Raw genomic sequence first — 21,071 nt, forward strand, 5'->3', positions numbered from 1 at the left:
CGGCTGATGACGCCGTTCGCGGAGCGTCACGGCGTCGTCAACGTCCCCTGACGACTGCCCGCGCCAGGTCCGCCGCCACATCGTGATCGGCCTCCGGCGGCATCGACACGTAGCTCAGGGCCAGCCGCACGATGGCCCGCGCCAGCACGCCGGCGTCCTCGTCGCTGGTGGCCACCCAGCTGTGGGTGAACGCCGTGCTCAGCCGCTCCGACGCCCGGGTGATGATGGGCCCGCTGTCGGTGGTGATGATCTGCAACAGGTCCGGTTTGGCCACCCCGGTCAGCAGCGAAATCACCAGCGGGTCCGCCGCCGACTCGGCGAAGAAGGCCCGAAAGCCCTGCAGGAAGGCCTCGTAGATCTTGCCGACGTTGGCGACGATCGCGGTGTGGACGGCGTCGACCAGCCGGTCGGCCAGGCGCAGGGCGTAACCCTGCGCCAGGCCCTGCCGCGAGCCGAACTCGTTGTAGATGGTCTGCCGGCTGATGCCCGCGGCGCGGGCCACGTCCGAGAGCGTGATGGCGGACCAGTCGCGGGTCAGCAGCAGCTCCCGCATCGCGTCCAGCACCGAGTCACGCAGCAGGGCGCGCGAGGCCTCGGGGTAGGGCATCCGCTTCACAGGCGCGACAATAGCCGCTTCGGCCATGCCGTTGGTCCCGATCACGCCCGGGCTATCTCGACCATCTCGAAGTCGGATTTCGCCGCCCCGCAATCCGGGCAGCTCCAGTCGTCGGGGATGTCGTCCCAGCGGGTGCCGGGCGCGATGCCGTCCTCCGGCCAGCCCTTCGCTTCGTCGTACTCGAATCCGCACTGCACGCAGATGAAGAGTTTGTAGTCGGTCATCGGTTCGCTCCTATCCAATTGTCCGGCTCCTCCTCATCGCTGCGTCCCCCGCAAGCGGGAGGTGCCCCCACTGCATCGTCGCCGGACGTGCTTTCGAAATCGACCTTTTCGCGCACCGCACAATCGGGGCAGCACCAGTCGTCGGGAATGTCGCTGAAGGGCGTGCCCGCGGGAAAGCCTTCCCGCGGAGCGCCTTTCGCCTCGTCGTAGATGTAGTCGCAGCCCGGGCAGCGGTAGGCGCTCATGCCGTCACCCCGTAGCGGGCCAGCACCCGCTCGCGCACCCGCGGGTGGATGTTGACCTTGGTGATGTCGCCGCCGTAATGCTCCAGCACCCGGTGGTCCATCACCTTGCGCCAAAGCGGCGGGACGTAGGTCAGCGAGATCATCGACGCGTAGCCGCTGGGCAGGTTGGGCGCGCCCGCCATGCTGCGCAGCGTCTGGTAGCGGCGGGTGGGGTTGGCGTGGTGATCGCTGTGCCGCTGCAGGTGGTACAGGAACAGGTTGGTGACGACGTGGTCGGAGTTCCAGCTGTGCACCGGCGCGCAACGCTCGTAGCGACCGTTGGCGTTCTTCTGCCGCAGCAGCCCGTAGTGCTCCAGGTAGTTGACGGCCTCGAGCAGGCTGAAGCCGAACACGGCCTGGATGATCACGAACGGGATGAGCGCCGGCCCGAAGACCGCGATCAGCGCGCCCCACAACACGATTGACAGCAGCCAGGCGTTGAGCACGTCGTTGGACAGATACGTCGCGGGGTTCCACGGGTTCTTGTCCAGCCGCCGCAGCCGCTGGGCCTCCAGCCGCAGCGACGAGCGCAGGCTGCCGAAGACGCTGCGCGGCAAGAACTCCCAGAAGGTCTCCCCGAAGCGCGCCGACGCCGGGTCTTCCGGCGTGGACACCCGCACGTGGTGGCCGCGGTTGTGCTCGATGTAGAAGTGGCCGTAGCAGGTCTGCGCCAGGGTGATCTTGGACAGCCACCGCTCCAGCGAGTCCTTCTTGTGGCCCATCTCGTGGGCGGTGTTGATGCCGACGCCGCCGAGGACGCCGACCGACAGCGCCACGCCCAGCTTGCCCGCCCAGCCCAGCGCGCCGTCATAGCCCAGCCAGCTCAGGTTCGAGGCGGTGAACAGGTACGCGCCGAAGACCACGCTGAGGTATTGGAACGGGATGAAGATGTAGGTGCAGTAGCGGTAGTACTTGTCGTTCTCGAGCTGCTCCATCACCTCGTCGGGCGGGTTCTGCCCGTCCGGGCCGAAGCGCAGGTCGAGGATCGGCAGCAGGACGTAGACCAGGATCGGCCCGATCCACAGCGGCACCTGCGCGGCGGCGTGCCAGCCGAGCTGGTTGAGCCCCCAGACGATCGGCAGCATCACGAACAGCGCCGTCGGGGCGATCAAGCCCATCAGCCAGAGGCGCCGCTTCTTGTCCCGCCAGACGGGCGGCTCCACCGCGTCGGAGCCCGCCTGCCGTTCGAGTGTGGTCATATGCCAAACCTCCTTGTGAGTCACACCACGTTGGAGATTGACAATATCCCTATCCGCGTCTCGTGTCTAGACACCAGACGTAGTTTTGTAAACCTCGGAGCTAGGGCACGGCGTCGGGCTCGGCCCGGGCGGGCGGCGCGACCCCCTCCGCCTCGCGGCGGCCCTGCACCGAGTGCCGGTAGCCGTAGCCGGCGTAGATCGCGGTGCCGACCACCAGCCAGACGCCGAACCGCACCCAGGTCAGCGCGGTCAGGTTGACCATCAGCCAGACGCACGCGGCGATCGAGGCGATCGGCAGGACCGGCACCCACGGGGCGCGGAAGCCACGTTCGAGGTCCGGGCGGGTGCGGCGCAGCACCATCACGCCGGCCGAGACCAGAACGAACGCGAACAGCGTGCCGACGTTGACCATCTCCTCGAGCTTGGCGATCGGGAATACCGAGGCCGTCGCGGCCACCACCACCGCGACGAGGACCGTGATCCGGACCGGGGTGCCGCGCGACCCGGTCTTCGCCAGCTGCCGCGGCAGCAAGCCGTCACGCGCCATCGCGAACAGGACCCGGCACTGGCCGAGCATCAGGACCATCACCACGGTGGTCAGTCCGGCCAGCGCCCCGATCGCGATGATCTTGCTGGCCCAGTGGATGCCGTTCGCCGTGAACGCCGTCGCGAGGTTGGCCGGCTTGTGGCCGGGAACGGTCTTGAGCTGGGTGTAGGAGACCATCCCGGACAGCACCACCGAGACGGCCACGTACAGCACGGTGACGATCGCCAGCGACGCCAGGATTCCCCGGGGGACGTCGCGCTGGGGCCGTTTGGTCTCCTCGGCCATGGTCGCGACGATGTCGAACCCGATGAACGCGAAGAACACGATCGACGCGCCCGCCAGCACGCCGTACCAGCCGTAGTGGCTGCTGTGCGCCCCGGTCAGCAGCGACAGCACCGACTGGTTGACGCCCGACGCCTCGTGCCCCGCCTCGGGCTTGGGGATGAACGGCGAATAGTTGGAGCCCTTGATGTAGAACGCGCCGACGACCACCACCAGCAGCACCACCGACACCTTGATCCCGGTGATCACCGCGGAGAACCGCGACGACAGCTTCGTGCCCAGGGCGATCAGCACCGCAACGGCGGTGACGATCAGCAGCGCGCCCCAGTCCAGGCTGGCCGAGCCGAGCTGGGTTGTGCCACCGGCAAACCCGAAGACGTTGCCGAGGTAGCTCGACCACCCCTTGGCCACGACCGCCGCGCCGATCGCCAGCTCCAGCAGCAAATTCCAGCCGATGATCCAGGCCAGGAACTCCCCGAAGGTGGCATAGGAAAACGTGTAGGCGCTGCCGGCGACCGGCAGCGTCGAGGCGAACTCGGCGTAGCACAGCGCCGCCAGCGCGCAGGTGACCGCCGCGATCACGAACGAGATCCAGATCGCCGGGCCGGTGATGTCACCGGTCGTCGACGCGGTGACCGTGAAGATACCGGCGCCGATCACCACCGCGACCCCGAAGACCACCAGGTCCAACCAGGTCAGTTCTTTGCGTAACCGGGTGTCGGGCTCGTCGGTGTCGGCAATCGATTGTTCGACCGACTTCATCCGCCATCGGTTGGCCATCCGTCGCCCTTTCCCGTCAACGAAGGGGACCCATTGGTCCGTCACAGTACTGGGTACTCTGCCGAGATGGCGGACACCAAAGCAAACACCAGGGACCATGCGGTTGTCATCGGTGGCAGCATCGCCGGCCTGTGCGCCGCGCAGGTGCTCTCGGATGCCTTTTCCCGGGTCACCGTCTATGAGCGCGACGAGTTGCCGGACACACCGACCAACCGCACGACGGTCCCGCAGGACCGTCACCTGCACATGCTGATGGCCCGCGGCGCAATGGAGTTCGAGAGCCTTTTCCCCGGGCTGCTGCAAGACATGGTGGCCGCGGGCGTGCCCATGCTGGAGAACCGGCCCGACTGCATCCACCTCGGCGCGGCGGGCCACGTGCTCGGCACCGGGCACACCCTGCGCGACGAATTCACCGCGTACGTGCCCAGCCGGCCGCACCTGGAGTGGCAGCTGCGCAAACGCGTCCGCGACACCGACAACGTCACGATGGCGCGGCGCTCCGTGACCGAACCGCGGTTCGACCCGGCGCGCCAGCGGGTCACCGGGGTGCTGCTGGCTCCCGTCGACGGCGGGGATCCGGAATTCGTCGCGGCCGACCTCGTCGTGGACGCGGCGGGTCGGGGCACCCGGCTGCCGACCTGGCTGACGCAGTGGGGGTATGACCCGCCGCGGGAAGACCTGCTCGACATCGGCATCTACTACGCGACCCAGCAGTTCCGCATCCCGGACGGATTGATCGCGGAGAAGGTGGTGGTCGCCGGCGCCTCGCACGACAAGTCGCTGGGGCTCGGCATGCTCTGCTACGAGGACCGCACCTGGGTGCTGACGACGTTCGGGGTGGCACACGTCAAGCCGCCGCAGACGTTTCCGGAGATGCTGGAACTGGCCGAAGAGCTGGTCCCGGCCCACGTCAACGCGGCGCTCAAGCAGGCCGATCCGATCGGCGAGCCGGCGTTCCACGCCTTTCCGGCCAGCAAGTGGCGTCGCTACGACAAGCTGGACCGCTTCCCCGCCGGCATCATCCCCCTCGGTGACGCCGTCGCCAGCTTCAACCCCACCTTCGGGCAGGGCATGACGATGACGTCGCTGCAGGCCGGCCACCTGCGGCGCGCGCTGGAACTTCCCGACGACCAGCTGGCGGCCGAACTCAGCCGCGCCACCGCCAAGTCGACCTTCCCGGTGTGGACGATGAACGCCATCGGCGACGTCACGTTCCACCACGCCGAGAACAAGGGGCCCGTTCCCTGGTGGTGGCGGCCCTCGGGCGCGCTATTCGACCAGTTCCTCGGCGCCGCCGAGACCGATCCCGTTCTGGCCGAATGGTTTTTGCGCCGGTTCTCCCTGCTCGACAGCCTCTACATGGTTCCGCCGCCGCGCATCGTCGGCCGGACCATCGCCCACAATTTGCGGCTGTGGCTGGGCGAGCGCCGTCAGGCCTCTAGGGACCGGCGCATGGCGGTCGCGAGCGGGGCGGCTTCGGGCGACGCGGGCCGCCGCCTTTCGGACTGACTCACAGCCCGACGGTCGCCCTGAACAGCTTGGTGGGCTCGCGCGCGACCAGCCGGATCGGGGCGTCGTCGGCCGCCACCCACGCGGCCATCCCCCGCTGCAGCGTCAGCGACCCGGACTTGCCGTGCACCGTCGTGCACCCCTCGGTGCACAGCAGGATCTGCGGGCCCTCGTGGCTGCACGAGGCGTCGACCTCGTGGCCCAGGTAATCGCCGTCGAGCTCCAGCAGCGCGACCGCGAACTCCTCGGCCGGGGTCTCGTAGATCAGGCCGAAGCCCTCGCGCCGCACGTGCGGGCGCACCTCCGCCTCGGTGGTGGGGGTGAAGTCGAGCACCCGCAGCAGCTCGGGGACGTCGACGTGCTTGGGAGTCAGGCCGCCGCGTAACACGTTGTCGGAGTTGGCCATGACCTCCAGCGCGAAACCGCGCAGGTAGGTGTGCAGGCTGCCGGCCGACACGAAGATCGCCTCGCCCGGGGCCAGCATGATGCGGTTCAGCAACAGCGCGGCCAGCACCCCGGCGTCGCCGGGATAGCGTTCCCCGAGTTCCAGCACCGTCTTGACCTCGCCGGCGAATTCCGTTGCCCCGGAGCTGATGTATTGGATGGCGCCGTCCAGCACGGCGGGCACCAACACGTCGATGTCGGGCTGCGGCGCGGTGATCCAGGTGGTGAACAGCGCGCGCAGGCCGTCGGCGTCGGACTGGTCGTTGAGCAGGTCGATGAACGGGTCGAGGTCGGAGACGGACAGCGCCCGCAGCAGCTCCACCGTGCGCGAGGCCTGCCGGAAACCGGCGAGCGCCTCGAAAGGCTGCAGCGCGACCAGCAATTCGGGTTTGTGCGAGGTGTCGCGGTAGTTGCGCACCGGCGAGTTCAGCGGGATGCCCAGCCGCTCCTCACGCAGGTAACCCTCGGCCGCCTGCGCCGCGCTCGGGTGCGCCTGCAGGGACAGCGGCTCGTCGGCCGCGAGCACCTTGACCAGGAACGGCAGCACATCGCCGAACCGGGCGCGGGCCCCGGGGCCGAGCTGGCCTTCCGGGTCGGCGACCAGGGCGTCGAGCAACGAGATCTCGCCCGTGTCCGTTTCCAGCCAGGCCGGGTCGCCGGGATGCGCGCCGAACCACAATTCGGCCTCCGGATGGGCGGCCGGGACCGTACGCCCGGTGAATTCCGCTATGGCGGTACGCGATCCCCAGGCGTACGTGCGTAAGGCCCCGCGAAGCAGTTCCACTGTGTTATCTATCCCCGCGCCAGGCGCGCGTAAACCGCGGCCATCTCCAGTCGAACGGCCAATACTGCCAGTTGCTGCTCGGCGCTGATGGCGCCGCCCAACGCGGGCGCCACCGTCGACCCGGCCGAGCCACCCGGCCCGTCGGGCACGTCCTCGGCGGCGAGCAGGTACACGTCGTCGAGCCCGGCGGTGCGGGCCGCCACGACGGTCTGTTCGGCGGACAGCGTGAGGGCCAGCACCAGCAGCCGCTGGGGCAGCGGCCCGTCGATCTGTTCGTCGTGGAAGAGCGCGTCGGCGGGATCGGCGAATCCGCCGGAGATCCCGGCGCGCAGCGCGACGACGGCATCCGACAGCCCGGTGGCCGCAACCACCTGGTGCGCGACGCGCAGCAGGACCGAACTGCCGTGCCGGGCCAGCGCGAGCGTGGCGGCGCAGTCGCCGGCGAGCGCCACCTGGCGGTCGGCGATGCGGGCGGCGATCGTCTTGGCGGGATTGGTGAACAGCTCGCGGGCCGCGCTGTTGCGCAACGCCTCGGCGTCCAGCTCGTCGGCCAGCGCCCGCAGATCGACGCTGGGTCGCTGGTCCACCGCCCGCACGACCGCCAGGGCGGCGGCCAGGTAGCGGCACAACCCGAACTCGTCGGGGATCGCAAGCCGCGGCGCCAGCACCGACGCACGCCCGGCGGTGGCGTCCCGCAGCGGACCCTCGAACGGCGCGACGACGACGACCCGCGCCCCGCGGCGCACCCCGGTCGCGGCCGCGGTGACCAGCGCCGGGTCGCCGGGATCGTCGCCCGCGACGATCAGCACGTCGAGCGGGCCGATCCACGGGGGCACCTCGGCGGTCAGCGTGATCGGCTCGGAGGCCGCGCCACCCACCGTCGCGGCGACCATCGCGCCAGCGTTGTCGGCGGTCCCGCGACCGGCGACCCAGATCAGGCTGCGCGGCCGGTCGTCGGCCCGCAGCGGGTCCAGCGCCCCCTCGTCGACGGCCGCGGCGATCGCCCGCACCTGTGCGCCGGCCGACGACGCCGAGCGCAGCAGGCCGTCCCGGTCCGCGGCGAGCAGGCCCTCGGTGTCTTCGAGATCGATCGCCCGGACGGCGTTCACGGTGCGGCCCCGGCGGGCGCCGACTGGGCCCGGATCTCCGCGCTGATCTGGGTGACCACCGCGTCGACGTCCTCGGCGCTGCGCGCCTCGACGTTGAGCCGCAGCAACGGCTCGGTGTTGGAGCTGCGCAGGTTGAACCAGCTGCCGTCGCCGAGGTCGACGGTCACGCCGTCCACGTGGTCGATCGAGTGGATGCGGCTACCGAAGGACTTCAGCACCGCCTCGGTGCACAGCGCGGCGTCCGCCACGGTGAAGTTGATCTCGCCGGACGATTCGTAGCGCTGGTAGTCGGCGGTCAGCTCCGACAACGGCCGGTCCTGCTCGCCCAGGGCCGCCAGCACGTACAGCGCCGCCAGCATGCCGGAGTCCGCGCCCCAAAAGTCACGGAAGTAATAGTGCGCCGAATGTTCGCCACCGAAGATGGCGCCGGTGTCGGCCATCATCGCTTTGATATAGGAGTGCCCGACGCGCGAGCGCAGCGGTGTGCCGCCGCGTTCGGTGACCAGCTCCGGCACCGCGCGGGACGTGATCACGTTGTGGATGATGGTGGCGCCGATCTCCCGGCCCAACTCGCGGGCGGCCACCAGGCTGGTCACCGTCGAGGGCGACACCGGCCGGCCGCGTTCGTCGACGACGAAGCAGCGGTCGGCGTCGCCGTCGAAGGCCAGCCCGATATCGGCGCCCGTCTCGCGCACGTAGTTCTGCAGGTCGACCAGGTTGGCCGGGTCGAGCGGGTTGGCCTCGTGATTGGGGAACGAGCCGTCGAGCTCGAAGTACAACGGCAACAGGGTGATCGAGTCGATCGCCCCGAGCACGGCGGGTGCGGTGAGGCCGGCCATGCCGTTGCCCGCGTCCACCGCCACCCGTAGGGGACGCAGCCCCGAGGTGCTCACCAGCGAACGCAAAAACTTGCCGTAGTCGTCCAGCACGTCGCGGTCGGTCACGGTTCCCGGCTGCCCGTCGTAGCGCTCGACCCCGGCGATCACGGACTCGCTGACGGTGCGCAGGCCGCTGTCGGCGCCGACCGGTTTGGCGGCGGCCCGGCACAGCTTGATGCCGTTGTAGGCCGCCGGGTTGTGGCTGGCCGTGAACATCGCGCCCGGGCAGTCCAGCAAGCCGGAGGCAAAGTAGAGCTGATCGGTGGAGGCGAGACCGATCCGCACGACGTCCAGGCCCTGGCCCGTCACCCCGGAAGCGAAGGCCGCGGCCAGGGCGGGCGAACTGTCCCGCATGTCGTAGCCGATCACCACCTGCCGGGCACCCTCCCCGCGCATCAGCGCGGCGAACGCCGCACCCAGGGCGGTGACAAGCGGCTCGTCGAGCTCTTCGCCGACCAGCCCTCGCACGTCGTACGCCTTGACGACACGGTGCACAGTCGCGGCGAGCCGAGACATGCGGGGGCCTCCTGACGCCATATATTCCTTCGCCTCTTCGCCGTCAGCCTATCGGCCCCCGGGAAACACGGGCGGCGGCGGTGCGCGGGGGCGGCCCGCGACACCCGGACGGCTAGTCCTTGGGGTCGGGCAGCACCCGCAGGTGCCCGCGGCGCCGGCCGGAACGATGTTCGGGTGGCGCCAGCACACTACTGCTGGGCGCGGTGGCCCCGCTGTTGTGAATGTGCGGGTCCGCGAAGCCGTTCAGGGGCGTGCCGGTGCCGCCATAGGGCACGGCGCGCTCGACCGGGCCGCCTTCGCGCACCGCGTCGGCCAGGGCGACCAAGTCGTCCTCGTCGGGGTGCGTGGGCTCGGCATGGAGGGGACCGGCGTGGCGCACGAGATCCCATCCGCGGGGGGCGGTGATCCGACCGGCATGGCCGACGCACAGGTCCCACGAATGCGGTTCCCGCGCGGTCGCGAGTGGCCCCACCACCGCCGTTGAGTCCGAGTAGACGAACGTCAAGGTCGCCACGGCGTAGTGCGGACACCCGGGCCGGCAACAGCGACGGGGAACGTTCACGAGCGAAAGGCTATCGTGCACAAACGCCGGTGAAGCGCCGGACACGCGCAACCGGCGGGCCGCCGATGTTCAACCGTTACCATCGGCGCGTGGGCGATTCGCGCAGCTTCCCGCGGAGGGATCGACCCCAGGGACGATTCGCCTCCCACCGGTCCTCCCGGCGGGGCCGCGATGTGCGCGGCCCGCTGCTGCCGCCGACGGTGCCGGGGTGGCGCAGCCGGGCCGAGCGGTTCGACATGGCGGTGTTGGAGGCCTACGAACCCATCGAGCGCAATTGGCAGGCGCGCCTCGCCGACCTCGACGTGGCGGTGGACGAGATCCCCCGCATCGCGGCGAAGGATCCCGACAGCGTGCAGTGGCCGCCGGAGGTCATCGCCGACGGGCCGATCCCGCTGGCGCGATTGATCCCGGCCGGGGTGGACGTCCGCGGCAACGCCACGCGGGCGCGAATCGTTCTGTTCCGCAAGCCGATTGAGCGACGGGCCAAGGACACCGTCGAGCTCGGTGATTTGCTGCACGAGATATTGGTGGCCCAGGTGGCCATCTACCTCGACGTGGAGCCGTCGGTCATCGACCCGACGATCGACGACGAATGATGTTGCGGCGCGGCGTCAGATGATGCCGCGCTTGAGGCGCCGGCGCTCGCGCTCGGAGAGCCCGCCCCAAATGCCGAAACGCTCGTCGTGCTCCAGGGCGTACTCCAGGCACTCGTGGCGTACCTCGCACCCCAGGCAGATCTTCTTCGCCTCGCGGGTGGAGCCGCCCTTCTCCGGGAAGAACGCCTCGGGATCCGTTTGCGCGCACAGCGCCCGGTCCTGCCACTGGTCCGCGACGGGGGCCGGCATCGGCTCGGGCTCGAATGCGACTGGCGCATCAGGAACCACGGTCAGGTGCGGCCGGGCCGGTCGCACCGGCGCCGAGACGATGGGGGTGTGCGGCGTGCTCGCCATGACTCCTCGAAGATGTTCGTAAGACATACGGTCGTCCGCCTCCTCAGTTTGATTGAGAGAGTGAGTGGTTCCCACTATTTCTGATGTGTACAGACAATTCGAACAAGTGATCGAATCTCGGTCTGCGACACCGGAACCGGCCGGCCAACCGGGAAATGACACTGTTGTGATTAGACACGGGTTGACCTGCCGGGTCAAGCATTACGGCGCATTTCCATACCATCTCGTGACCGAATTACGGCGTTTCCGTTGTTTTGCGCATTCGGCGTGTCGATCACACCGCCCACGACTATGCTTAAGGGCCGCGTAACGGCCCCGCCACCCAAAGGTCGCCGGGCAGTACTGTCGTCCACGTGAAGGTCACCGTTCTGGTCGGTGGGGTTGGCGGCGCCCGATTCCTGCTGGGGATTCAACAGCTGCTCGGGCTCGGTCAGTTCGCAACGCAACAGCACCCAGACGCGGGAACCGGCACCCACGAACTTAACGCAATCGTCAACATCGGCGACGACGCTTGGATTCATGGACTGCGGGTCTGCCCGGATTTGGACACCTGCATGTACACCTTAGGTGGAGGGGTGGACCCGGAGCGCGGGTGGGGTCACCGCGACGAAACCTGGCACGCCAAAGAGGAATTGGCGCGCTACGGCGTACAGCCGGATTGGTTCGGGCTCGGGGACCGCGATATCGCCACTCACCTGGTGCGCACCCAGATGCTGAACGCCGGCTACCCGCTCTCGGAGATCACCACCGCCCTGTGCGACCGCTGGCAACCCGGCGCTCGATTGCTTCCGGCGAGTGACGACCGCTGCGAGACGCACGTGGTGATCACCGATCCCGACGACGGCACCCGCCGCGCGATCCACTTCCAGGAGTGGTGGGTGCGCTACCGGGCCGAGGTGCCCACGCACAGCTTCGCCTTCGTCGGCGCCGAAAAGGCCACCGCCACAAGTGAAGCTGCCGCGGCCATCGCCGACGCGGACGCCATCCTGCTGGCGCCGTCCAACCCGGTGGTGAGCGTCGGCGCCATCCTGGCCGTGCCCGGGATTCGCGCCGCGTTGCGTTCGGCGACCGCCCCGATCGTCGGCTACTCACCGATCATCGGCGGAAAACCCTTGCGCGGCATGGCCGATGCGTGCCTATCGGTGATCGGGGTGGAATCCACCGCCGAGGCGGTCGGCCGGCACTACGGGGGGCGCAGCGGCACCGGGATACTGGATTGCTGGCTGGTGCACGAGGGCGATCACGCCGACATCGAGGGCGTGGCGGTGACCGCCGTGCCCCTGTTGATGACCGACCCCAAGGCGACGGCCGAGATGGTGCGCGCCGGGCTCGAGCTCGCGGGCGTGGCCCCGTGACCGAACACGGCAGCGGGGCGGCGATCGAGATCCTGCCCGTCACCGGGCTTCCCGAGTTCCGGCCCGGCGACGATCTGGCCGCGGCGCTCGCCGGGGCCGCGCCCTGGCTGCGCGACCGCGACGTCGTGGTGGTGACCAGCAAGGTGGTTTCCAAGTGCGAGGGCCGGCTGGTGCCGGCACCGCAGGACGCCGAGCAGCGGGACGAACTGAGGCGCAAGCTCGTCGACGACGAGGCGGTGCGGGTGCTGGCCCGCAAGGGCCGCACCCTGATCACCGAGAACCGCATCGGCCTGATCCAGGCCGCCGCGGGCGTGGACGGGTCCAACGTGGGCCGCGACGAACTGGCGCTGCTGCCGGTCGATCCCGACGCCAGCGCCGCCGCGCTGCGGGCCGGGCTTCGCGAGAAGCTCGGGGTCGACGTGGCCGTGGTCATCACCGACACGATGGGGCGCGCCTGGCGCAACGGCCAGATCGACGCCGCGGTGGGCTCGTCGGGTCTGGCTGTGCTGCACGGGTATTCGGGCTCCGTCGACCGGCACGGCAACGAGCTGGTGGTCACCGAGATCGCGGTCGCCGACGAGGTGGCGGCGGCGGCCGACCTGGTGAAGGGCAAGCTGACCGCCATGCCGGTGGCCGTGGTGCGCGGCCTCACCGTGGCCGACGACGGCTCGACGGCCCGGCAGCTGCTGCGGCCCGGCGAGGAGGACCTGTTCTGGCTCGGCACCGCCGAGGCCCTCGACATGGGGCGCCGCCAGGCGCAGCTGGTGCGCCGCTCGGTGCGCCGGTTCAGCGCCGAACCCGTCGCGCCCGAGCTGATCGAAGCCGCCGTCGCCGAGGCCCTCACCGCCCCCGCCCCGCACCACACCCGCCCGGTCCGGTTCGTGTGGTTGCAGACCCCGGACGTCCGGCTGCGGCTGCTGGACCGGATGAAGGACAAGTGGCGGTCCGACCTCGCCGGCGACGGCCGGCCCGCCGACTCGGTGGAACGCCGGGTGGCGCGCGGTCAGATCCTTTACGACGCACCCGAGGTCGTCATCCCGATGTTGGTCCTCGACGGCGCGCACAGCTATCCCGACGCCGCCCGCACCGAGGCGGAGCACACCATGTTCACCGTCGCCGTCGGCGCGGCCGTGCAGGCCCTGCTGGTCGCGCTGGCCGTGCGGGGGGTCGGCAGCTGCTGGATCGGCTCGACGATCTTCGCCCCCGACCTGGTGCGCGACGAACTCGATCTGCCCGCCGATTGGGAGCCGTTGGGCGCCATCGCGATCGGTTACCCCGAGGAACCCGCCGGGCCGCGCGAGGCCGCGGACGCCGGGGATTTGTTGATCCGCAAGTGATACTGGCCCCATGAGGTTTGCGGGCAAGGCGGCGGCGTCCGCCGAGAAGGCCCGCGGCGGCTACTACACCCCCGCGCCCGTGGCGCGGTTCCTGGCCCGCTGGGTTCGCGAGGCCGGGCCGCGCATTCTCGAACCCTCCTGCGGCGACGGCGCCATCCTGCGCGAGCTGGCCGCCCTCGGCGGACGGCCGCGCGGCGTCGAGCTCGTCGCCGAGGAGGCGGCCAAATCACGGGAATTCGCGCCCGTCGACGCCGCGAACCTGTTCGGCTGGCTCGCCACCGCCGAGCCCGGCGGCTGGGACGGCGTCGCCGGCAACCCGCCCTACATCCGGTTCGGCAACTGGGCGGCCGAGCAACGCGAGCCCGCGCTGGAACTGATGCGGCGCGTGGGACTGCGGCCCAGCCGCCTGACCAACGCCTGGGTGCCGTTCGTGGTGGCGAGCTCGATCCTGGTGCGCGACGGCGGCCGGGTGGGCCTGGTGCTGCCGGCCGAGTTGCTTCAGGTCTCCTACGCCGCCCCGCTGCGCGAGTTCCTGCTGAGCCGGTTCGGCGACATCACCCTGGTGACGTTCGAGCGCCTCGTGTTCGACGGCATCCTGCAGGAGGTCGTGTTGTTCTGCGGGGTCGCCGGCGCCGGGCCGGCCCGCATCCGCACCCTGCATCTCACCGACGCCGAGGCGCTCGCGCACGCGGACCTGGACGTCGACTGGGCTCCGGCGCTGCTGCACGAGAACGAGAAGTGGACCAAGTACTTTCTGCGCCCGGACGCGATCCGGCTGCTGCGAACGCTCAAGGGCTCGATGGCCATGACCCGGCTCGGCTCGGTCGCCGACGTGGACGTCGGCATCGTCACGGGCCGCAACAGTTTCTTCACGTTCGCCGACGCGCAGGCCCGCGAACTTGGGCTGCTGCCCCACTGTGTGCCGCTGGTCTCGCGCAGCGCGCAGTTGTCCGGGCTGGTCTACGACACCGATTGCCGGGCAAGCGATGTCGCCGCCGGCCATCGGACCTGGCTGCTCGATGCGCCCCGCGACCCGGATGATCCGGCGCTGATCGCACACATCCGGGCCGGTGAATCCGCGGGCGTGCACCGTGGCTACAAGTGCTCGATCCGCAAGCCGTGGTGGGGCACGCCGTCGCTGTGGGCACCGGATCTGTTCCTGCTGCGGCAGATTCACCGGGCGCCGCGGCTGACCGTCAACGCCGCCGGCGCGACGAGCACCGACACGGTGCACCGGGTCCGGCTTGCCGCCGGGGTCGACGCGGCCGCGCTGGCGACGGTCTTCCACAACAGCGTGACGTTCGCGTTCGCCGAGATCATCGGCCGCAGTTACGGCGGGGGGATCCTGGAGCTGGAACCCCGCGAGGCCGAGCAGCTGCCCATTCCCCCGCCGCCGCTGGCGGGCCCGGACTTGCCCGGCGACGTCGACCTGCTGTTGAAGGCCAACGAGATCGACAAGGCGCTGGACCTCGTCGACCGCCATGTCCTGATCGACGGCCTGGGGCTGCAAGCCGAGGTGGTGGCGCAATGCCGGGCGGCGTGGGCCGCGCTGCGGGATCGCCGGACGCGGCGGGGTGCCCGGTGAGCGTCCGGGAGTCCGCGATCGCGTTGCTGTCCGGCTGGCAGGCGCCCGACGCGGGGCAGGATTCGTTGCGGCACGCGGTCCTGGCCTTCGTGCTCGGCCGCCCGGACGCGTGCCGCCGCGAGTGCGTGCCGGGCCACGTCACCGCCTCCGCGCTGGTGCTCGACCACACCGGCTCGCGGGTGCTGCTGACCCTGCATCCGCGGCTGGGCCGCTGGGTGCAACTGGGCGGGCATTGCGACGACGACGACGGCGACGTCGTCGCCGCCGCTCTGCGCGAGGCCACCGAGGAGTCCGGCGTCGACGGCCTGCGCATCGAGCCCGAGCTGGCCGCGGTGCACGTGCACCCGGTCACCTGTTCGCTGGGCGTGCCGACCCGCCACCTGGACCTGCAATTCGTGGTGCGCGCGCCGGCCGGCGCGCGGATCGCGATCAGCGACGAGTCGGACGACCTGCGGTGGTGGCCGGCCGACGCCCTGCCGGACGGCACCGACCACGCGCTGGCGTATTTGGTGGGCCAAGCCTTGCGCCCTTAGCCGCCGAGTGTGAAGTTAGCTTCACGCTGGACGCCGAACGTGAAGCTAACTTCACACTCGGCGCACGGAGGGGTATTTCGCTCAGACGTCGCTCGAGTACCGGATCCCGCCGTCGGGGATCGAGACGCCGGGCCAGACCCGGGCGCCGCGCAGCAGCTCGCAGCGCGCGCCGATGTCGGCGCCGTCGCCGATCACGCCGTCGCGGATCAGCGCCCGCGGGCCGATCCGCGCGCCGAAGCCGATGATGGACCGCTCGATCACGCTGCCCGCCTCGACCTTGACGCCGTCGAAGATCACCGCGCCGTCCAGCCGCACGCCGGGCCCGATCTCGGCGCCCCGCCCCACGACGGTGCCGCCGATCAGGACCGCGCCCGGCGACACCGCCGCGCCGTCGTGCACCAGCTGCTCGCCGCGGTGGCCGTGCAGCGCCGGCGACGGCGCGATGCCGCGGACCAGGTCCGCCGACCCGCGAACGAAATCCTCTGGCGTGCCCATGTCGCGCCAGTAGGTGGCGTCGACGTAGCCGCAGACCTTGACGTCCGGGTCCTTGAGCAGGGCCGGGAACACCTCGCGTTCGACCGACACCTCGCGGCCGCGCGGGATGCGGTCGATGATGTCGCGGGCGAACACGTATGTGCCGGCGTTGATCTGATCGGTCGGCGGGTCCTGCGTCTTCTCCACGAAGGCGGTGACCCGGCCGTTTTCGTCGGTCGTGACGCACCCGAAGGCCCGCGGGTCGCCCACCCGGACCAGGTGCAGGGTGACGTCGGACTGCTGGGCCCGGTGGAAGTCGATCATCTGGTTGAGGTCGGAGCCCGACAGCACGTCGCCGTTGAACACCAGCACGGTGTCGTGGCGCAGGTGGCCGGCGACGTTGGCGATGCCGCCGCCGGTTCCCAGGGGGCTGTCCTCGGTGACGTATTCGATCTGCAGGCCCAGCTTCGACCCGTCGCCGAACTCCGCCTCGAACACCGCGGCCTGATAGGAGGTGCTCAGGATGACGTGCTCGATGCCCGCCGCGGCGATCCTCGACAGCAGGTGGGTCAGGAACGGCAGCCCCGCGGTGGGCAGCATCGGCTTGGGCGCCGACAGCGTCAGCGGCCGCAGGCGGGTGCCCTTGCCGCCGACCAGGATCACCGCGTCGACTTGCGGGTTAGCCATGTGCGCGCCGCCCTTCCGCCAGTTTCCGTTTCCGGTCCCGCAGCGCGCCGCGCACCATCAGGCGCGACCGCACCGCCAGCGAGCCCCGCAGCACCCAGCGCAGCGGCGCCCGCCACCACCCGGCGTGCCGGTCGGCCAGGAACAGGTAGGTGCTCGTGTGGTGTGCGGCCAGGTGGCTCGCCGGGTCGTCCCCGGTGGAGTGTCCCTTGTGGTGCAGCACCTCGGCCGACGGCACGTAGACGCTCAGCCAGCCGGCCCGGCCGAGCCGGTCCCCGAGGTCGACGTCTTCCATATACATGAAGTAGCGCTCGTCGAAGCCGCCGACCTGGGCGAAGGCGGACCGGCGGACCAGCAGGCACGACCCGGACAGCCAGCCGACCGGGCGTTCGCTGGGTTCCAGCCGCTCCTGGCGGTACGCCGCCGACCACGGGTTGCGCTTCCAGACCGGGCCGACGACCGCGTGCATGCCGCCCCGGATCAGGCTGGGCAGGTGCCGCGCCGACGGGTACACCGAGCCGTCCGGGTCGCGGATGAGCGGACCGAGCGCCCCGGCGCGCGGCCAGCGGGTCGCGGCGTCCAGCAGGGCGTCGATGCTGCCCGGGCCCCATTGCACGTCCGGGTTCGCGACGATCACCCAGTCGTCGCCCGGGTCGAGTTGTTCGACCGCCCGGTTCACCGCGGTGCCGTACCCGAGGTTGGCCCCGGTGTGGAACAGCCGCACGTTCGGGTAGCGCTCGACGGCGGCCTGCGGCGTCCCGTCGGTGGAACCGTTGTCGGCCATCAGCACGCACACGGGCCGCTCGGTGGCCAGCGACAGCGAGGCCAGGAAGCGCTCGAGGTGTGGGCCCGGTGAGTAGGTCACCGTCACGACCGGCAGGACGTCAGTCACGCGTAGAGGGTAACGGTCGATCGGCGGCCGCGAGCGCCGCGACAAGCGCGGGGCGCCAGGGCCGTAACGGCCGCAGGCCCGCCGCGGCGGACTCGCGGCCGGACAGCGCGGAGTAGGTCGGCCGTGGCGCCGGCCTGGGGAACTCCGCGGTGCTGACCGGGCGCACGCGCTCGGGGTCGGCGCCGCACTCCTCGAAGATGGCGCGGGTCTGCTCGAAGCGGGACACCGCGCCCTCGTTGGCGGCGTGCAGGATCGGCCCGGGCACGCCGTCGTCGGCGATCTGCAGCAGCGCCTCCGCCAGGTCGCCCACGTAGGTCGGCGACCCGACCTGGTCGTCGACCACGTTGACCGGGCCGTCCCCGGCGGCCAACCGGCGCATGACGGCGACGAAGTCCTTGCCGTCGGCGCCGGTGTAGACCCAGGCGGTGCGGACGATCACGGCGTCGGGGAGCGCCGCCAGCGCGGCCTGTTCCCCGGCGAGCTTGCTGCGCCCGTACACGCCCGACGGCGCGGTTGGGTCACTGGGCTCGTACGGACGCGGGTCGGCGCCGCCGAAGTCCCCGTTGAAGACGTAGTCCGTCGAGACGTGGATGAACCGGGCGCCCGCCCGCGCGCAGGCGCGGGCGATGTTCTCCGGGCCGGAGGCGTTGACGGCGAAGGCGCCGGCCTCATCGCTCTCGGCGCCGTCGACGTCGGTGTAGGCCGCGCAGTTGATCACCACGTCACCGCCGCGGACGATCCGCTCGGCGGCGGCGGGGTCGGTGATGTCCCACTCCGACGACGTCAGGGCCAGCACGTCACGGCCCTGACCGGCCGCGAGCGAGCTCAAATAGCGGCCCAGCTGCCCGCCACCACCGGCGATCACGATCCTGCTCGACATGGTTTGAGTCTGGCATGCGCGGAAAAGCGCGGGCGACGGCCGGGGCGCGCGGGGCTTCGCTACCCGCGAAGCGTCTGTGTCGCAAGTAACCTAGTGGGATGCCTGTGCAACGTGTGGTTCGTGTGATTGCCACTGCGCTGACGCTCGTTGTCGTCCTCGGCACCGGGCTGGCGTGGAGCAACGTCCGCTCCTTCGAGGACGGCATCTTCCACATGTCCGCGCCATCGCTCGGCAAGGGCGGCGACGACGGCGCGATCGACATCCTGCTGGTCGGCCTCGACAGCCGCACCGACGCGCACGGCAACCCGCTCTCGCAGGAGGAACTGGCCACCCTGCGGGCCGGCGACGAGGAAGCGACCAACACCGACACGATCATCCTGATCCGGATCCCCAACAACGGGAAGTCGGCGACCGCCATCTCGATCCCCCGCGACTCCTACGTCGCGGCGCCCGGCCTGGGCAAGACGAAGATCAACGGCGTCTACGGCCAGACCCGCGAGGCCAAGCGCACCAGCCTGGTCAAGGCCGGCGACTCGGCCGAGGACGCCGCCGCGCAGGGCACCGAGGCCGGGCGCGAGGCGCTGATCAAGACCGTCGCCGACCTGACCGGCGTCACCGTCGACCACTACGCCGAGATCGGTCTGCTCGGCTTCTCCTTGATCACCGACGCGCTCGGCGGCGTCGACGTCTGCCTCAAAGAGCCGGTGTTCGAACCGCTTTCGGGAGCCGACTTCCCGGCCGGCCCGCAGCGGCTCGACGGGCCGGAAGCGCTCAGCTTCGTCCGTCAGCGCCACGAACTGCCGCGCGGCGACCTGGACCGGGTGGTCCGCCAGCAGGTGGTGATGGCCTCGCTGGCCCACCGGGTCATCTCCGGCAAGACGCTGTCGAGCCCCACGACGGTGAAACGCCTGGAGGCGGCCGTGCAGCGCTCGGTGGTGATCTCCTCCGGTTGGGACGTAATGGATTTCGTGCAGCAGATGCAGAAGCTGGCCGGCGGCAACGTCGCGTTCGCCACCATTCCGGTGCTGGACGGCGCCGGCTGGAGCGATGACGGCATGCAGAGCGTCGTGCGGGTGGACCCCCATCAGGTTCAGGAGTGGGTCAGCGGCCTGCTGCACGACCAGGAGCAGGGCAAGACCGAGGAGATCGCCTACACCCCGGCGAAGACCACCGCCAGCGTGGTCAACGACACCGACATCAACGGACTCGCGTCGGCGGTGTCACAGGTGTTGACGTCCAAGGGATTTGGCGCCGGCACGGTGGGCAACAACGACGGCGGCCACGTCAAGGGCAGCCAGGTGCGCGCGGCCAAGACTGACGACCTGGGCGCCCAGGAGGTGTCCAAGGAGCTGGGCGGGCTGCCGGTGGTCGCCGATCCCTCCGTCGCGGCGGGCACGGTCCGGGTGGTGCTGGGCAACGACTACAGCGGCCCCGGCTCCGGCCTGTCCGGCACCGGCACGGTGATGCCCGCCCGGGTGTCCAACGTCGGCGCGGTGGCGGCCGACCCCAACGTCCCGGCCCCCTCGCCGATCCTGACCGCCGGCTCCGACAAGCCCGAGTGCATCAACTGAGCACGCTCTCCGGCGCCATCCTGGACCCGATGCTGCGGGCCGACCCGGTCGGCCCGCGCATCACCTATTACGACGACGCCACCGGCGAGCGCATCGAGTTGTCCGCGGTGACCCTGGCCAATTGGGCGGCCAAGACGGGCAACCTGTTACGCGACGAGCTGGGCGCGGGGCCGGGCAGCCGCGTCGCGATCCTGCTGCCGGCGCACTGGCAGACGGCGGCCGTGCTGTTCGGTGTCTGGTGGATCGGCGCCGAGGCGGTGCTCGAACCGACCGAGGCGGACCTCGCGCTGTGTACGGCCGAACGGCTGGACGAGGCGGACTCGATCGCCGCCGAGGTGGCGGTGCTGTCGCTGGACCCGTTCGGCCGCCCGGCGTCCGACCTGCCGATCGGCGTCACCGATTACGCCACCGCCGTGCGGGTGCACGGCGACCAGATCGTCGCCGAACGCCATCCCGGCCCGGCGCTGGCCGGCCGACCGGTCGACCAGGTGCTGGCCGACTGCGAAAGGTCCGCCGCCGCAAGGGAATTGACGGCCAAGGATCGCGTCCTTTCCACCGCCGCGTGGTCGAGCCCCGAGGAGCTGGTGGACGGCCTGCTGGCGGTCCTGGCCGTCGGCGCGTCGCTGGTGCAGGTGGCCCATCCCGACCCGTCGGCGCTGCCGCGCCGGATCGAGACCGAGAAGGTCACCCGGGTTTTGTAGGCCCGCCGATTCATATTGATATCGCTATATTTCGATGTTAACGTCGAGCGAGCATCAGTTGACGCTGCGACGACGAGGAGGTCCGGGCAATGGCGGGGTACGCGCTCTTGGCAAAGGCGGCATCGACGGTGGTCACCGGCCTCGTCGGCGTGACGGCCTACGAGGTGGTGCGCAAGGCCGTGGCCAAGGCGCCGCTGCACGAGACCGCGGTGTCGGCGGCCGAGCTGGGGCTGCGCGGAACCCGTAAGGCCGAGGAGGCCGCCGAGTCGGCCCGGCTGAAGATCGCCGACGTTATGGCCGAAGCCCGCGAGCGCATCGGCGAGGAAGCGCCCACCCCGGCCGTCGCCGACGTCCACCAGCACGACCACTGATCCC

21 protein-coding genes and 1 pseudogene are annotated in these 21,071 nt (G+C 70.6%); 9 read left to right on the plus strand and 13 right to left on the minus strand.

The genetic code is table 11. The features are described 5' to 3' along the window. Positions 1-37 precede the first annotated feature (37 nt). The 5 genes and pseudogenes from A5681_RS05425 to A5681_RS05440 all read right to left on the minus strand — a co-directional run bounded on the left by A5681_RS05425 (position 38) and on the right by A5681_RS05440 (position 3,932). Positions 38-643, minus strand: coding sequence for a TetR family transcriptional regulator (locus A5681_RS05425; protein ID WP_156737854.1), 606 nt, complete (start codon positions 641-643; stop codon positions 38-40). Positions 644-657: 14 nt separating this feature from the next. Then, entirely contained in the window at positions 658-840 is a 183-nt protein-coding gene (locus A5681_RS05430; RefSeq protein ID WP_067270215.1) for a rubredoxin, read from the minus strand. A gap of 80 nt (positions 841-920) precedes the next feature. Beyond that, positions 921-1,085, minus strand: a pseudogene (locus A5681_RS26295) (rubredoxin); the annotation flags it as partial. Next, positions 1,082-2,323: an alkane 1-monooxygenase gene (locus tag A5681_RS05435; RefSeq protein WP_067270216.1), complete on the minus strand. Its 1,242-nt coding sequence runs from the start codon at positions 2,321-2,323 to the stop codon at positions 1,082-1,084. The gene A5681_RS05435 and the pseudogene A5681_RS26295, both read right to left, overlap by 4 nt. A 100-nt stretch (positions 2,324-2,423) precedes the next feature. Continuing rightward, positions 2,424-3,932: an APC family permease gene (locus A5681_RS05440; RefSeq protein ID WP_067270217.1), complete on the minus strand. Its 1,509-nt coding sequence runs from the start codon at positions 3,930-3,932 to the stop codon at positions 2,424-2,426. A 66-nt stretch (positions 3,933-3,998) separates the two neighbouring features. Here A5681_RS05440 and A5681_RS05445 point away from each other — a divergent pair, with 66 nt between their 5' ends. Next, a complete protein-coding gene (locus tag A5681_RS05445) occupies positions 3,999-5,441 on the plus strand; it encodes an FAD-dependent oxidoreductase (protein ID WP_067270218.1) in 1,443 nt (480 codons plus the stop codon). 1 nt (position 5,442) lies between these two features. Here the strand turns inward: A5681_RS05445 and manA are convergent, their stop codons facing one another. From manA to A5681_RS05465, 4 genes are all read right to left on the minus strand, one after another. After that, positions 5,443-6,669: a mannose-6-phosphate isomerase, class I gene (manA, locus tag A5681_RS05450; RefSeq protein ID WP_067270221.1), complete on the minus strand. Its 1,227-nt coding sequence runs from the start codon at positions 6,667-6,669 to the stop codon at positions 5,443-5,445. Between the two features lie 8 nt (positions 6,670-6,677). Further along, positions 6,678-7,778, minus strand: coding sequence for a TobH protein (locus A5681_RS05455; RefSeq protein ID WP_067270222.1), 1,101 nt, complete (start codon positions 7,776-7,778; stop codon positions 6,678-6,680). Beyond that, on the minus strand, positions 7,775-9,172 hold the full coding sequence (locus tag A5681_RS05460) for a phosphomannomutase/phosphoglucomutase (protein ID WP_067270224.1): 1,398 nt from the start codon (positions 9,170-9,172) through the stop codon (positions 7,775-7,777). The genes A5681_RS05455 and A5681_RS05460 overlap by 4 nt, the downstream gene beginning before the upstream one ends. 112 nt (positions 9,173-9,284) lie before the next feature. Next, entirely contained in the window at positions 9,285-9,734 is a 450-nt protein-coding gene (locus A5681_RS05465) for a DUF3499 domain-containing protein (protein WP_197498515.1), read from the minus strand. A gap of 173 nt (positions 9,735-9,907) precedes the next feature. Here A5681_RS05465 and A5681_RS05470 point away from each other — a divergent pair, with 173 nt between their 5' ends. Continuing rightward, positions 9,908-10,330 (plus strand): metallopeptidase family protein, encoded by a 423-nt coding sequence (locus tag A5681_RS05470; protein WP_066949924.1) that lies wholly within the window; start codon positions 9,908-9,910, stop codon positions 10,328-10,330. Between the two features lie 15 nt (positions 10,331-10,345). Here the strand turns inward: A5681_RS05470 and A5681_RS05475 are convergent, their stop codons facing one another. Beyond that, positions 10,346-10,684, minus strand: a complete 339-nt coding sequence (locus A5681_RS05475; RefSeq protein WP_007168083.1) for a WhiB family transcriptional regulator — start codon at positions 10,682-10,684, stop codon at positions 10,346-10,348. A 353-nt stretch (positions 10,685-11,037) separates the two neighbouring features. Here A5681_RS05475 and cofD point away from each other — a divergent pair, with 353 nt between their 5' ends. Genes cofD through A5681_RS05495 form a run of 4 tightly spaced genes read left to right on the plus strand, consistent with a single transcriptional unit; the run spans position 11,038 to position 15,494 of the window. After that, positions 11,038-12,039 (plus strand): 2-phospho-L-lactate transferase, encoded by a 1,002-nt coding sequence (cofD, locus tag A5681_RS05480; protein ID WP_067270228.1) that lies wholly within the window; start codon positions 11,038-11,040, stop codon positions 12,037-12,039. Further along, on the plus strand, positions 12,036-13,376 hold the full coding sequence (locus tag A5681_RS05485; RefSeq protein WP_067270230.1) for a coenzyme F420-0:L-glutamate ligase: 1,341 nt from the start codon (positions 12,036-12,038) through the stop codon (positions 13,374-13,376). The genes cofD and A5681_RS05485 overlap by 4 nt, the downstream gene beginning before the upstream one ends. Before the next feature lie 10 nt (positions 13,377-13,386). Further along, positions 13,387-14,961: a class I SAM-dependent methyltransferase gene (locus tag A5681_RS05490; protein WP_067270232.1), complete on the plus strand. Its 1,575-nt coding sequence runs from the start codon at positions 13,387-13,389 to the stop codon at positions 14,959-14,961. Then, on the plus strand, positions 14,958-15,494 hold the full coding sequence (locus tag A5681_RS05495) for an NUDIX hydrolase (RefSeq protein ID WP_082968207.1): 537 nt from the start codon (positions 14,958-14,960) through the stop codon (positions 15,492-15,494). Before A5681_RS05490 ends, A5681_RS05495 begins: the two co-directional genes overlap by 4 nt. Before the next feature lie 81 nt (positions 15,495-15,575). On the opposite strand, the gene A5681_RS05500 is transcribed toward A5681_RS05495, so the two are convergent. Genes A5681_RS05500 through rfbD form a run of 3 tightly spaced genes read right to left on the minus strand, consistent with a single transcriptional unit; the run spans position 15,576 to position 18,424 of the window. Then, the gene (locus A5681_RS05500) at positions 15,576-16,655 is read right to left on the minus strand and encodes a sugar phosphate nucleotidyltransferase (protein ID WP_067270243.1); all 1,080 of its coding nucleotides are present in this window, start codon (positions 16,653-16,655) and stop codon (positions 15,576-15,578) included. Next, positions 16,648-17,544, minus strand: coding sequence for a glycosyltransferase family 2 protein (locus tag A5681_RS05505; protein WP_067270246.1), 897 nt, complete (start codon positions 17,542-17,544; stop codon positions 16,648-16,650). Before A5681_RS05505 ends, A5681_RS05500 begins: the two co-directional genes overlap by 8 nt. Next, positions 17,537-18,424 carry a dTDP-4-dehydrorhamnose reductase gene (rfbD, locus tag A5681_RS05510; protein WP_067270249.1) on the minus strand — a complete coding sequence of 296 codons (888 nt, stop codon included), beginning with the start codon at positions 18,422-18,424 and terminating at the stop codon, positions 17,537-17,539. Before rfbD ends, A5681_RS05505 begins: the two co-directional genes overlap by 8 nt. 98 nt (positions 18,425-18,522) lie before the next feature. Between rfbD and A5681_RS05515 the strand changes: the two genes are divergently transcribed. From A5681_RS05515 to A5681_RS05525, 3 genes are all read left to right on the plus strand, one after another. Beyond that, positions 18,523-19,995 (plus strand): LCP family protein, encoded by a 1,473-nt coding sequence (locus tag A5681_RS05515; protein WP_067270252.1) that lies wholly within the window; start codon positions 18,523-18,525, stop codon positions 19,993-19,995. After that, positions 19,983-20,696, plus strand: a complete 714-nt coding sequence (locus tag A5681_RS05520) for a TIGR03089 family protein (protein WP_197498516.1) — start codon at positions 19,983-19,985, stop codon at positions 20,694-20,696. The genes A5681_RS05515 and A5681_RS05520 overlap by 13 nt, the downstream gene beginning before the upstream one ends. Before the next feature lie 89 nt (positions 20,697-20,785). Next, a complete protein-coding gene (locus A5681_RS05525; protein ID WP_066949897.1) occupies positions 20,786-21,067 on the plus strand; it encodes a DUF1490 family protein in 282 nt (93 codons plus the stop codon). The last annotated feature ends 4 nt before the right edge of the window (positions 21,068-21,071 follow it).

Origin of the sequence: Mycobacterium scrofulaceum (assembly GCF_001667885.1) — a bacterium.
Taxonomy (GTDB): Bacteria; Actinomycetota; Actinomycetes; order Mycobacteriales; family Mycobacteriaceae; genus Mycobacterium; species Mycobacterium scrofulaceum_C.